General features: G+C 66.0%; 14 protein-coding genes (1 of these 14 only partly in view). 10 read left to right on the plus strand and 4 right to left on the minus strand.

Annotated features, from left to right (window positions below; all coding sequences use genetic code 11):
* From F791_RS0107545 to F791_RS0107560, 4 genes are all read left to right on the plus strand, one after another.
* Positions 1-192: the 3' portion of a TolC family protein gene (locus tag F791_RS0107545; protein WP_019592420.1), read on the plus strand. 1,512 nt of this gene lie to the left of the window's left edge; 192 of the gene's 1,704 nt are visible here — the last part of the coding sequence; its start codon lies beyond the left edge, outside the window; it ends in the stop codon at positions 190-192.
* Positions 192-1,616, plus strand: coding sequence for a multicopper oxidase family protein (locus tag F791_RS0107550; protein ID WP_018993172.1), 1,425 nt, complete (start codon positions 192-194; stop codon positions 1,614-1,616). Before F791_RS0107545 ends, F791_RS0107550 begins: the two co-directional genes overlap by 1 nt.
* A 108-nt stretch (positions 1,617-1,724) precedes the next feature.
* Positions 1,725-2,093 carry a copper resistance CopC family protein gene (locus F791_RS0107555; RefSeq protein ID WP_019592421.1) on the plus strand — a complete coding sequence of 123 codons (369 nt, stop codon included), beginning with the start codon at positions 1,725-1,727 and terminating at the stop codon, positions 2,091-2,093.
* Positions 2,094-2,096: 3 nt separating this feature from the next.
* Positions 2,097-3,005 (plus strand): copper resistance D family protein, encoded by a 909-nt coding sequence (locus F791_RS0107560; RefSeq protein WP_018993171.1) that lies wholly within the window; start codon positions 2,097-2,099, stop codon positions 3,003-3,005.
* A 43-nt stretch (positions 3,006-3,048) separates the two neighbouring features.
* Here the strand turns inward: F791_RS0107560 and F791_RS0107565 are convergent, their stop codons facing one another.
* Positions 3,049-4,167 carry a S1C family serine protease gene (locus F791_RS0107565; RefSeq protein ID WP_018993133.1) on the minus strand — a complete coding sequence of 373 codons (1,119 nt, stop codon included), beginning with the start codon at positions 4,165-4,167 and terminating at the stop codon, positions 3,049-3,051.
* 67 nt (positions 4,168-4,234) lie between these two features.
* On the opposite strand from F791_RS0107565, the gene F791_RS0107570 reads away from it, so the two are divergent.
* From F791_RS0107570 to F791_RS0107595, 6 genes are all read left to right on the plus strand, one after another.
* Entirely contained in the window at positions 4,235-4,984 is a 750-nt protein-coding gene (locus F791_RS0107570; RefSeq protein WP_026278797.1) for a Nif3-like dinuclear metal center hexameric protein, read from the plus strand.
* A 331-nt stretch (positions 4,985-5,315) separates the two neighbouring features.
* Complete coding sequence (petA, locus tag F791_RS0107575) at positions 5,316-5,918, plus strand: ubiquinol-cytochrome c reductase iron-sulfur subunit (protein WP_026182186.1); 603 nt, start codon at positions 5,316-5,318, stop codon at positions 5,916-5,918.
* On the plus strand, positions 5,918-7,327 hold the full coding sequence (locus F791_RS0107580) for a cytochrome b N-terminal domain-containing protein (protein ID WP_018137990.1): 1,410 nt from the start codon (positions 5,918-5,920) through the stop codon (positions 7,325-7,327). Before petA ends, F791_RS0107580 begins: the two co-directional genes overlap by 1 nt.
* Positions 7,327-8,070 (plus strand): cytochrome c1, encoded by a 744-nt coding sequence (locus tag F791_RS0107585; protein WP_018993169.1) that lies wholly within the window; start codon positions 7,327-7,329, stop codon positions 8,068-8,070. Before F791_RS0107580 ends, F791_RS0107585 begins: the two co-directional genes overlap by 1 nt.
* Positions 8,071-8,175: 105 nt before the next feature.
* Positions 8,176-8,802, plus strand: a complete 627-nt coding sequence (locus F791_RS0107590; protein WP_018137992.1) for a glutathione S-transferase N-terminal domain-containing protein — start codon at positions 8,176-8,178, stop codon at positions 8,800-8,802.
* Complete coding sequence (locus tag F791_RS0107595) at positions 8,799-9,233, plus strand: ClpXP protease specificity-enhancing factor (RefSeq protein ID WP_018137993.1); 435 nt, start codon at positions 8,799-8,801, stop codon at positions 9,231-9,233. The genes F791_RS0107590 and F791_RS0107595 overlap by 4 nt, the downstream gene beginning before the upstream one ends.
* On the opposite strand, the gene F791_RS0107600 is transcribed toward F791_RS0107595, so the two are convergent.
* From F791_RS0107600 to F791_RS0107610, 3 genes are read right to left on the minus strand one after another with little or no spacing between them, the layout of a single operon-like run.
* A complete protein-coding gene (locus tag F791_RS0107600; protein ID WP_018993167.1) occupies positions 9,226-10,620 on the minus strand; it encodes an FAD-binding oxidoreductase in 1,395 nt (464 codons plus the stop codon). The two genes, F791_RS0107595 and F791_RS0107600, sit on opposite strands and share 8 nt — an antisense overlap.
* Positions 10,617-10,973 carry a YraN family protein gene (locus F791_RS0107605; protein ID WP_018137995.1) on the minus strand — a complete coding sequence of 119 codons (357 nt, stop codon included), beginning with the start codon at positions 10,971-10,973 and terminating at the stop codon, positions 10,617-10,619. Before F791_RS0107605 ends, F791_RS0107600 begins: the two co-directional genes overlap by 4 nt.
* Before the next feature lie 3 nt (positions 10,974-10,976).
* Complete coding sequence (locus F791_RS0107610) at positions 10,977-12,842, minus strand: penicillin-binding protein activator (protein WP_019592422.1); 1,866 nt, start codon at positions 12,840-12,842, stop codon at positions 10,977-10,979.
* Positions 12,843-12,866 lie beyond the last annotated feature (24 nt).

Below are 12,866 nucleotides of genomic sequence, written 5' to 3' on the forward strand. Positions count from 1 at the left end.
CACGGGGATCACGGGGATCACGGGGATCACGGGGATCACGGGGATCACGGGGATCACGGGGATCACGGAGATCACGGAGATCACGGAGATCACGGAGATCACGGAGATCACGGAGATCACGGAGATCACGGAGATCATGACCATGGCGATCACGGTGACCACGGCGACGACGGTCACGGAGGGCATCACTGATGAAACGGCGTAACTTCCTGCTGGCCGCCGGCGCGGCAATGCTGCCGGCAACCACCCTGACCCGGGTGATGGCCGAAACGGGTCACGAGCACCACAACGAGGGCGACGCCACGCCCGGCGAACGCACCGAACAGGGCTACATGCCGGTGCACACGCCGAACGGCTGGACCCTGCCGTACGAGATGAACAACGGCGTGAAGGAGTTCCATCTGGTCGCCGAGGAGATCGAGCACGAGTTCGCACCCGGTTCGGTGGCCAAGTGCTGGGGCTACAACGGCACCACCCCGGGGCCGACCATCGAGGCGGTGGAGGGCGACAAGGTCCGCATCTACGTGACCAACCGCCTGCCGGAATACACCTCGGTGCACTGGCACGGCATCCATCTGCCCTCGGGCATGGATGGGGTGAAGGGCGTGACCCAGCCGCCGATCCATCCGGGGGAGACCTTCGTCTACGAGTTCGAGCTGAACCAGCACGGCACGCACATGTACCACCCGCATGCCGACGAAATGGTGCAGATGGCGATGGGGATGATGGGGATGTTCATCATCCACCCGAAGGACGGCGAGATCGAACCGGTGGACCGTGACTACGCGATCCTGCTGCACAACTGGGGCCTGCATCCCGGTACCCGCACGCCCGATCCGTCGATCATGGTGGACTTCGATCTGTGGTCGATGAACTCCAAGGTCTTCCCGGCTATCGACTCGCTGGTGGCGAAGACTGGCGAGCGCGTGCGCATCCGCATGGGCAACCTGTCGATGTGGAACCACCCGATGCATGTGCACGGGGTGTCGTTCGAGGTGACCGGCTCCGATGGCGGGCGCTGGCCGCGCGAGCAGTGGCGCAAGGAGACCACCGAGATCGTGGCGGTCGGCCAGACCCGCGATATCGAGTTCACGGCACCGCCGGGGGACTGGGCCTTCCACTGCCACATGACGCATCACACCATGAATCCGATGGGGCATGGCATCGCCAACACCCTGGGCGTGGACCAGTCCGGTCTCGAGGAGGAGATCCGCACGTTGCTGCCGGGCTACATGGCCATGGGCGAGCACGGCATGGCGGATCACCAGGACCACACCGATGGCGGCCATATGCGCGGGCCGGAGAACACCCTGGCGATGGGCATGGGCCAGGGACCGTTCGGCAACATCGGCATGGGTGGCATGTTCACCCTGATCAAGGTGCGCGACGACCTGGAGCCCGGGGATTTCCGTGATCCGGGCTGGTACTGGCACCCGGACGGGGAGGTCGCCCGCCGTGTGAGCAGCGACCCCGACTTCGGTAGTCCGGTGCGCCGCGGCAAGGTCGCGGGTGCGGATTCCGACGGGCTCCCGACCCCCAGTCGCGATGCCCATGGCGGGCATGGAGGCCACGGGGGGCATGGAGGACACAACGGTCACGGAAGCCATAACCACTGAGTTTCCACCGGTGCGGGCACCGGGACCGCCGCAAGGCGGCCCCTGGTGGCCTGCGGCCGGCGGACTCTAAGACGACACGACTGCACTTAACAAAGAGGAAACTCAATCATGATGACGATTCGTACCCGTAATACCCTGCGTTCCGCCCTTGCGGCCCTGCTGCTGGCTGTCGCCGCGCCCCTGCTGGCTCACGAGGGCGAGATGGGGCATGTGCCCGAGGACGGCTCCAGGGTGCAGGGGACCCCGGAGGAGATCGGGATTCACTTCGATGGCGCGATGCGCATTACCCAGTTCGACGTGATCGGCCCGCGTGGCCGGGTCTCCCTGGAAGATCAGCCCGGCAATGACCCGACCGAGGAATACCATGTGCGCCCGGCCGGCGACCTGGAACCGGGTCGTTACGAGGTGCGCTGGCGCGGCCTGGCTCGTGACGGCCACATGATGTCCGGGACCTTCCGCTTTACGGTGGAGGACTGAGCCGTGGCCTGGCTGTCTGCGCTTGCCGGTGTGGATGCCTGGACGGTCGCCATGATCCTGGTGGCGGCCGGCTTCTATGCCGGTGCCTTGCTGGCGGCCGGGGCGGTGCTGTTTCGCCTGGCGTTTCCGGATCTGCCCGATCCGGAACGTCGGGCGGCCAGCCGCACGGGGGCGATCGCGGCCTGGGCCGCGATCGTGCTGGCCGTGATCGAGTGGCCGCTGCAGGCCGGGTATCTCGGGGGTGGCAATGGTGCCGCCGCAGTCGACCCCATGCTGCTCGGTATGGTATTCGAGGGCGCGCAGGGGACTCAGCTAATCCTCGCCGTGAGTGGCTTGCTGCTGGTGCAGGCGATCTTGCTGGATGCCCGGCGCCTGCCGGGGCTCGGGCATGGCTTGAGTCTCGGAGGCGTGTTGCTGGTCATGCTCGCCTTCGTCCAGGTCGGGCACACGGTCGACGAACCCCGCTGGTTGCTCGGCGGGCTGCTGGTGCTGCACCTGCTGGCGGCTGCATTCTGGATTGGTTCGTTATGGCCCCTGTATCGCCTGGCAGGACACCCAGCTGGCGGAGCGGATGCCGTACGCATCCTGGATCGCTTCGGTCGGGTGGCGGCGTTCGGGGTTGGCCTGCTGGTGCTCGCGGGCGTTGTTCTGGCTGCGCTTCTGCTCGGCGGGGTCACGCCACTGCTCACTACCGGCTACGGGCAGTTCCTGATCGGCAAGGTGCTGATTGTGGCCCTGCTCCTGCTGCTGGCGGCCTCCAACAAGTGGCGCCTGGTGCCCGCCTTCGAGCGGGGCGAGCCCCGGGCCCCGCAGCGCCTCCGGCGCAGTATCGCGATGGAGATCGGACTGGTGGGGCTGGTGTTGCTGGTCACGGCCATACTGACCACGGTCAGTTCCCCTGCCAACGGGTAGAGAAAGGGGCACCTCCCGGATATCCGGGAGGTGCCATTGGGTATCAGATCGGGCGCTGGGCGACAGTGGCCTCGAGCTCGACTTCCTCGCCGTCGCGCAGGAGTTTGATCGTCAGTTCGGCGCCCGGATCGGTCCGTGCAATGACATTCAGGGCCTCGCGCGGGCTGTTGACCGCGTCGTCATTGAGGTGGGTGATTACGTCGCCGATCTCGATGCCGGCCTCCTGGGCGGGGCCGTCACGCAGGATGCCGGCGACCAGGACCCCGCGTGGGGCATCCAGCCCGAAGGAGTCGGCCAGTTCGCGGTTCATCGCCTGGACTTCGATCCCCAGCCAGCCGCGGGAGACATAGCCTTGTTCGATGATCTCGGTCATTACGTCGCGGGCGAGGTCCACCGGGATCGCGAAGCCAATGCCATGGGACCCCCCGGAGCGCGAGAAGATCGCGGTATTGATGCCGATTACCTCGCCCTTGGCATTGATCAGTGCGCCACCGGAGTTGCCGGGGTTGATCGCCGCGTCGGTCTGAATGAAGTCCTCGAAGGTGTTGATCCCGAGCTGGTTGCGCCCGGTGGCGGAGACGATCCCCTGGGTCACGGTCTGCCCGACACCGAAGGGGTTGCCGATCGCGAGCACGACGTCACCGACCCGCAGCTCGCGGGAGTGGCCAACCGTGGCCACGGCCACGTCGTCGGTGCGGATGCGCAGGACGGCGAGGTCGGTATCGGGGTCGATGCCGATAATCTCGGCCGGATGGGCGTCGCCATTGGGCAGGACCACAGCGATCGCGTCGGCCTCCTCGATCACGTGGTGGTTGGTCAGGATATGGCCCCGATCGGTCATGATTACGCCGGAACCCAGGCTGGCCTGCTCGGTGTCGCCCGGGGGCACGGGCTGGCCAAAGAACTCGTGCAGGTCGAGGATGCCGGGGGTGTCGAGCACGCGCGAGGTCATGATGTTGACCACGGCCGGCGCGGCCCGCTCGACCCCGTCGGCGTAGCTGAGCGCGGCACTGCTGGTCGTGGAGAGCGGGGCGGCGACTTGCAGCTCCGCCTGCTCGCCCCGGTCGCGGTCAAGCACATGCGGAAAGAACACGGCGACGACCACGGCGATCGCCACGCCGGTCAGGGCCGCTTGCAGCAGGAAACGCGAGAAATTCACCATATAGTGAATATACCGAAATGGGATGGGCTGCACAGCCGCCGATCCCGGTCCAGCCGGAGAACCGATCGTGATCGAACGTGACGTATTAATGCAGGCCCTGAACGAGGAGCTTCAGCCGGAGCGCTTTCGCGACTATTGTCCGAACGGGTTGCAGGTAGAGGGGCGGGCCGAGGTGCGCCGCATCGTCAGCGGGGTGACGGCATCGCTGGCGCTGGTCGAGGCCGCGATCGAGGACGGGGCCGACACGATCCTGGTGCATCACGGCTATTTCTGGAAGGGCGAGCCAGAGGTGGTCACTGGCATGAAGCGTGAACGCCTGCGCCGGCTGCTGGAGCACGAGATCAATCTGGTGGCCTACCACCTGCCGCTGGATGCGCATCCGGAGCTGGGCAACAACACCCAACTGGCCAATCGCCTCGGATTCGCGATCGAGGGGGTGCTGCGCGAGGACGGCGTGGGCCAGTACGGTCGTTCTGCCGCCGAGGTGTCGGGGGCGGACCTGCGCGACCACATCTCCGCCGTGCTGGGGCGCGAGTGTCTGTGGGTGCCGGGCGGCGAGCGGCCGATTCGGCGCGTTGCCTGGTGCACTGGCGGGGCGCAGTCATTACTGATGGAGGCGGCGGCGCAGGGTGTGGATGCCTATATCAGTGGCGAGATTTCCGAGCAGACCACTCACGAGGCGCGCGAGAGCGGGGTGCACTACTTCGCCGCGGGGCATCATGCGACCGAGCGCTACGGGGCGCCTGCCCTGGGGGAATGGTGCGCCGAACGTTTCGGTCTGGAGCACCGGTTCATCGACATCGACAACCCTGCCTGACCGGCGCCCCGGCGAGCGCACATTCGCGGGGCAATCTGCTCTTGCCGGGGGCGCTGAAATCCCGCCTTTATCATGAATAACTTATGATCGATTGGGCGCGTCTGGCGACGCCGTCCGCCCGGTCTTAAGGCGTTCACCTACTTGACCTTATTAGCGTGTTCGGGAATTCTATCGGATTTTACTGGCCGCCCCGCGGTGGCCTGCCCGTTCGCCCGTGAGCGCGCCCAGGGCGGCGCGCTCACGGGGCAGTCTGCGGGCATCTCCGCACCCTCGTCCGCGTATCGAGTGGCTGCCGAGACACGATTTCAACACGTTGTTTGGAGAGACAAACATGGCAAACCAAGGCGTAAATCGAGGCCGTCGCCGGTTCCTCGTCGCCGCGACGACAGTCGTCGGCGGTGCCGGTGTCGCAGCGGTCGCGACCCCGTTCCTGGCGTCCTTGCAGCCCAGCGCTCGCGCTCAGGCAGCAGGGGCTCCGGTCGAGTTCGACGTGACCGAGGTCGAGGCCGGCCAGCGCGTCAGCATCGAGTGGCGTGGACAGCCGATCTGGATCGTGCGGCGTACCGACGAAATGCTGGATGGTTTGTCCCAGGTGACCGATCGCCTGCGCGATCCGGATTCCGAGAACGAGGCCCAGCAGCCGGAATACGCGCAGAACGAGCATCGCTCGATCAAGCCGGAAATCCTGGTGCTGATCGGGATCTGCACTCACCTCGGGTGCTCGCCGTCGTTCCGTCCGGAGATCGGCGATCCCGGCATGGGCTCCGACTGGCAGGGCGGCTGGCTGTGCGGTTGCCACGGTTCCCGCTTCGACATGGCCGGCCGCGTCTATCGCAACATGCCGGCGGTCGACAACCTCGAGGTGCCGCCGCACCACTACATCACGGACAACCTGCTGCTCGTGGGTGAAGATGAAGACGGAGGAGCTGTCTGATGGCCGGTAATCCCGCGGAAAAGTGGCAGGGTGGGCTGCTGGGCTGGGTTGACGCCCGCTTCCCCCTGTCCCAGATGTGGAACGAACATCTGGCTCAGTATTACACGCCGAAGAACTTCAACTTCTGGTATTTCTTCGGCTCCCTCGCCCTGCTGGTGCTGGTCATTCAGATCGTCTCCGGCATCTTCCTGACCATGTTCTACAAGCCTGATGCCGAGCTGGCCTTTGCGTCGGTCGAGTACATCATGCGCGACGTGGAATGGGGCTGGCTGATCCGCTACATGCACTCCACAGGCGCCTCGATGTTCTTCGTGGTGGTCTATCTGCACATGTTCCGGGCGCTCATGTACGGCTCCTACAAGAAGCCGCGCGAGCTGATCTGGATCTTCGGTGTGCTGATCTATCTGGTGCTGATGGCCGAAGCCTTCGCCGGCTACCTGCTGCCGTGGGGTCAGATGTCCTACTGGGGCGCGCAGGTGATCGTGAACCTGTTCCAGACCATCCCGTACATCGGGCCGGATCTGGTGACCTGGATTCGTGGTGACTTCCTGCTGTCCGATGCCACGCTGACGCGCTTCTTCGCGCTGCATGTGATTGCCCTGCCGCTGGTGCTGATCCTGCTGGTGGCCGCGCACATCATCGCGCTGCACGAAGTGGGTTCGAACAACCCCGATGGCGTCGAGATCAAGAAGAACAAGGACGAGAACGGCATCCCGAAGGATGGCATCCCGTTCCACCCGTACTACACCGTCAAGGACATCGTCGGCGTCGGCGTCTTCCTGATGGTGTTCGCCGTCATCATGTTCTTCTTCCCGATGGGCGGCGGTCTGTTCCTGAAGCCGGACAACATGATCCCGGCCGACCCGCTGGTTACACCCGAGCTGATTCCGCCGGTCTGGTACTTCACCTCGATGTACTCGGTGCTGCGTTCCGTGCCGGATCCGTTCCTCGGCGTGGTGGCTATGGGTGCCGCGGTGATGATGCTGTTCTTTATCCCCTGGCTGGACCGCAACCCGGTTCTGTCGATGCGCTATCGCTCGTTCGCAGCCAAGTTCAACCTGGCGGCGTTCGTGGTGGCTTTCGTGATCCTGGGCTGGCTGGGTCTGCAGCAGGCGACCACGATGATCAGCGAAATGAGCTTCCGCTGGTCGCTTGTGTACTTCGCGTTCTTCTTCCTGCTGTGGTTCCTCAGTCGGGAGCGCTCCGCGGCGGCCAGTCTGATTCTGTTCGCGGTGGTCGTGGGTATCTACACCCTCTACGACATCACGCGCTTCGATCCGAGTGACGCTAGCCTGATTATGTGGTCCTGGCTGATCCCGACCGTGCATCTGTTTGTCTGCATGGTGGTCCCGGTGTTTGCCCGGGGTCTGGGTCGTGATCGTGCCGTTCCGGAAAGGGTGACTTCGTAATGAAAACGTTTATCGCAACGACTGTTATGGCCCTGGCGGCCCTGTTCACCGTGCCGGCGGCCTCGGCTGCAAGCGCCAGCGGTGATCTGCAAAAAGCCAATGTGGACGTGACCAACCAGGCGTCGCTGCAACGCGGCGCCCGGCTGTACATGAACTACTGCATGGCCTGTCATTCCACCCAGTACATGCGTTACAACCGTGTGGGTCGCGACATCGGTCTGACCGAAGAGCAGGTCACCGAGAACTTCATCTTCATCACCGATGAGGATGGCGACCTGGTGAACCCGGGCTCGCTGATGAAGAACGCGATGTCCGACTCCTATGCCGACGAGGCCTTTGGTGTGACGCCGCCGGATCTGACCCTGGCGACCCGCATTCATGGCGAAGACTGGGTGTACACCTTCCTCAAGAGCTTCTACATCGACGAGGACCGCCCGCTGGGTGCCAACAACACGGTGTTCAGCAACGTCGGCATGCCGCATGTGCTGTGGGAGCTGCAGGGCTGGCAGGAGCTGGTCGAGGACGATGACGGAAACGAGCGGCTGGAGCTTGTACGCAATGGCTCGATGAGCCAGAGCGAGTACGATCGCGCAGTGCGTGACCTGGTCACCTACCTTTCGTACATGGGCGAACCGATGCAGCTCGACCGTCAGCGTATTGGCCTGTACGTCCTGATCTTCCTGGCCGTGTTTACCGTGCTGGCCTACTTCTTGAAAAAGGAGTACTGGAAAGACGTACACTAGGCGGCCTGAACCGTCGCTGGCGGGCGCTCACGGATGAGCGCCCGCCGGTGTTATTGACCGTCTGCCCGGCGCGGCGTGCCGCACGACCGGGGTAGGGAGAAAGTTATGGCGCTGGTCGCCAATCGTCGTTCCGTAATGACTCTGTTTTCTGCTCACGACTGCGTGCGCTGCCATCGCGTGCGTATCATCCTCGCCGAGAAGGACATCGCGGTGGATGTCGTCAACCTCGGGCCGGACGAGCTTCCCGAGGATCTCTCCGATCTCAACCCCTACAACGAGGTGCCGACCCTGGTGGATCGGGACCTGGCGCTGTACGGGACTCATGTGATCACCGAGTACCTGGACGAGCGTTTCCCGCATCCGCCGCTGATGCCGGTGGACCCGGTCTCCCGTGCGGCCGCGCGGCTGGCGCTTTATCGCGTCGAGCGCGACTGGTACGAGGGGTTGGATGCGGTGAAGAAGGCGTCCGGGGGCGGGCTGACCAAGGCGCGCAAGATCCTGCGCGAGAGCCTGATGAACTCGGCCGAGATCTTCGAGCTGAAGCCGTACTTCCTGAGTGACGAGTTCAGCATCGTGGATTGCGCGATCGCTCCGGTCATGTGGCGTCTGCCGTCACTGGGGATCGATCTCGATTCTCTGCCGACTGCGATTCAGGAATACGCGGATCGCGTCTGCAAGCGGGAATCCTTCCAGATCAGTCTCACCGAGGCCGAGCGCGAGCTGAGGCTGTGACCTCTTCGCGTCCCTATCTGCTCCGGGCTTTGTGGGAGTGGATCACGGATAACGGCTTTACGCCGCACATCCTGGTCGACGCCACGGTGGAGGGTGCGCTAGTGCCCGATGCCTTTGTCGAGCAGGGCAAGATCACGCTCAACATTGGCCCGTCTGCGGTGCAGGCGCTGAATATCGGGGACGAGGCGGTCGCCTTTTCCGCGCGTTTTGCCGGCAGCCCGATGGACGTCTACGTGCCCACGCAGGCGGTGCTCGCCGTCTATGCGCGCGAGAACGGGCAGGGGATGATGTTCGGCAGCGAGCCGGGACCAGGGCCGGAAGATGGCCCGGGCGGCGACGGACCAGACGACTCGGGTCCCGCGGGTTCGGATCAGGACGGGGACAAGCCGGCCGCCAAGCGCAAGGGTCCCGCCCTGAAGGTCGTCAAGTAAGCCCAGTGATGTCCGGCCCCGGCGCCTTGCCGGGGTTCAGGATGTTGTCGGGATCAAAGCTCTGTTTGATCCCGGCCATCAGGTTCAGCGCCACGGGATCGATCTCCCGGCCCACAAAGGCGCGTTTCACTAGCCCGATCCCGTGTTCGCCGGACAAGGTGCCACCGAGGCCCAGCACCAGGGTGAAGACCTCGTCCAGGCAGCGTTCGGCGGCGGCGAGCTCCTGCGGGTCGTCCGGGTTCACCAACAGATTCACGTGGATGTTGCCGTTACCGGCGTGACCAAAGTTCACGATCTTGATCGCGTGCGCCTGGGCGAGCCGGTCGAGGCCCGCGATCAGGTCGGGGATGCGCGAGACGGGTACGACCACATCCTCGTTGATCTTCTTCGGCGCGACGGTGCGCAGCGCCGGCGAGAGGGCCTTGCGCACGGCCCACAAGGCCTGGGCCTCTTCCGGGGTGTCCGCGCTGATGGTCTGCAGGCAACCCTCGCCATCGGCGGCGCCGCGGACGCCGCGCGTCGTCGCGTCGATCCCGGCCGCGGTGCCGTCCGTCTCGATCATCAGGATAGCCCCGGCGTCGCGGGGCAGTGGGCAGTCGGGGGCATAGTCACGAATCATTGCGATCGCCGAATGGTCCATGAACTCCAGGGCCGACGGGACCTCCGCGCGGCCCATCAGCCGCGATACGGCGGCGGCCGCGTCGCCCACGGTCCGATAAATGGCCTGAATCAGGCGTGTCGCCTCGGGTTTCGGTGTGAGGCGCAGCGTGGCTTCGGTGATCACGGCGAGGGTGCCTTCGGACCCGATGAGCAGCCGGGTGAGGTCATACCCGACGACGCCCTTGGTCGTGTGCACGCCCGTACGGAAGGCCTCGCCGGTGCCCGCGACCGCCGCAAGCCCCAGGGTGTTGTCTCGTGGCGTGCCGTACTTCACGGCATGGGGGCCCGCCGAGTTGTAGGCCAGATTGCCGCCGAGCGTGCAGTAGGCGCTGCTCGTGGGGTCCGGGGGCCAGAAAAACCCGTGGGCGCCTGCCGCTTCCTGCAACTCACCGTTGGTCACTCCGGGTTCCGCGATCAGCCAGCGGTTCGCCGGGTCGACCTCCAGGATCCGGTTCATGCGCTCGAACGACAGGACCAGTCCGCCATGATCAGGGACCGCCGCTCCTGTGGTGCCGGTGCCGCGTCCGCGGCAGGTCACAGGCGCCCCGAGGCGTCGGCAAAGTCGGACGAGTTCAGCGACCGTCTCGGCGTCGCGGGCGAAGGCGACGGCATCCGGCGGCGCGTGCAGCTTGGAGTTGTCCGCGCCATAGGCCCAGCAATCGGCCGGGTCCAGCAGGCGGTCTTCGGCGGGAAGGAGTTGCTCGATTTCGCGTGCCAGCGGTGTCATGACGGGTCCCCCTGAATCGCGTCGGGCAGCCATTCAATCGTGTCGTCGCCGTCCAGCAGCACGACATCGAAGCGCACGGGGCCTTGCCAGCGGCTCTCCTGCAGGTAGCCCTCGGCCGCCCGCAGCAGGCGTTTGCGCTTGCCGGAATCGATACTCTCGGCGCTGCCGCCAAAGCCGCGGTGGCTACGCTTGCGCACCTCGACCAGTACCAGCGTGTCGCCCTCGCGTGCGACCAGGTCCAGCTCGCCCCAGGGGCGGCGCACGTTGCGCGCCACCAGGGTGAGGCCTTGCCCGGTCAGGTAGTGCGCCGCACGGTCCTCGGCGGCCTGGCCGGTCACGCCCGGGCGGAACATCGGTCAGCTGCCTTCGCTGGTGGACCCCAGCTGGCGTGGTGCGCCGCTCTCGAAGCGCGCCCAGACCGGCTCGCGCACCCAGTCCCCGCTGATCGGGTTCAGTGACCAGGTGCCGGACCCGCCGACGATTTGATGGTGGCTGGCCTCGCGTACCGCGCGATCATGCAGGCTCAGCCGCATCGCATCCATGCCCAGCGCGACGAAGCGCGGGAGCTCGTCAGTCGCCCCTTCGGCCATTTCGCCGTTCAGCGGCTCGATGGTCGTAAACAGGTAGGGCGCGTCCGGGAAGACGATGCCGTTGAGATCGCGGTCGCGATTGGCATCCGGCTGTCCGGCGTAGATATGAGGCGTTGCCATGATCGGGAGTTGACGCGCGCCGTGGAAGTGCAGGTAGGGCACGAGCTGGCGCATCTGGCGCGAGGTTCCGGTCACGAACAGGTGATCGGCATCACCCCGAACCTGGGGGTCGCCTTCCAAGTTTAGCCCGGTACGGCGGGCGACGTCGCGAATGCGCGCCTCGCTCTGCTCAATCCCGAGCGCATTGCCCACGCGGGCATTGATGTCCTCGGCGTCCGGCCGCAGGCGCACGATATCGCGCGGCCGCAGGCCGTGGTCGGCGAGCGCATCCTGGTAGGCCTCGGCAATGCGGTCGCCGAACTCGCCCTCGGGCAGGATGACCAGCGGGTTGCGCCAGCCCGTACGTACCGCGCGATCCACCACGGCGTAGGCGTCCTCTTCCGGGTTCAGCGCCAGCGTGCCGAAGGCCCCGTTGCCGTCGAGCTGTGTGCGGTTGAGCAGCAGCGTCGGACGAGTCTCTTCGCTCGCAGCCACTGCGCGTACCGCATCGCGGTTGAGCGGCCCGATGATGCGGTTTACGCCGTCTTCGACGCCGCGCCTGTAGAGGTCTGCTGCCGTGTCAGGGTCGCCGCGTGTGTCGCGCACCACCAGGCGGCCGTGGCCCCCGGTCTCCGCGTAGTAGGCGCGCGTGATGCCGTCGAGGATTGCATTGCCGAGCTGGGCGAGATCACCGGACAGCGGCAGGAGGACCAGGATCGTTTCCGGCGCCTCGGGCTGGAGCGGGTGACTTGCGACCAGTTCCGGGAGCAGGCTGTTGGCCGGGTGCGACGGATAGCGCTCGCGCCACTGGCCAGCCACGCGGCGGGCGTCTTCTTCCGAATTGACACTGCGCAGTCCGCTGAACAGCCACACCCAGGGCTCGGCATCCGGGTGTTCGCCCGCCGCCAGGCGGTCACGCTGTGCGGGTCGAAGCGCCGAGAGCAGGCCCCAGATGCGTTCCTGGTTAACGGTCTGGTCATCGGGCTCCAGCAGGAGCAGCCCATCCAGGCGCAAACGGGCGTCCAGCGCCTGATACCATTCACGCTCATGCTCCAGCAGGCGTGCATGCAGGGCCAGACCCTCGCGGTAAACCTCGGGCGTACGGGTCTCGTCGTCCGGGTCATCGGCGCCGAGTCGCTCGCGCGCAGTCTCCCATTCGCCACGGGTGGCCGCCAGGCGGCCGCCACGCACACGGTCCGCCAGCGGTTCCCGGTGCTGGGCATCCAGGTCGCGCCACAGCGCGTCCGCGCGGTCGACCAGGTCGCCGTCGGGGTCGTCCAGGCTCAGGACCGCGTCGATCGCCGCGCGCACGTTGTCCGGCTGCGGGTCCGCCCAGGCCTCGCTGATCAGGATCGGCGCCTGCTGCTCGGCCGGCAGGTCAACGACCTCGGGTCGTTCCTCCTCCGGGTCCGGGGCGGGGGTTGGGTCCGGGCGCGGGGTCGCGCAGCCGGCGAGGATTGCGCCGGCGAGCAGGCTCAGGGCCAGACGGCCCCGGTAGCGCCCCCCGGCGGCTAGAGAGAGGTATAGGTTCACGATAGCGAGATGCTCAGCGTATTG

Origin of the sequence: Thioalkalivibrio sp. ALRh (assembly GCF_000381425.1) — a bacterium.
Lineage (GTDB): Bacteria > Pseudomonadota > Gammaproteobacteria > Ectothiorhodospirales > Ectothiorhodospiraceae > Thioalkalivibrio.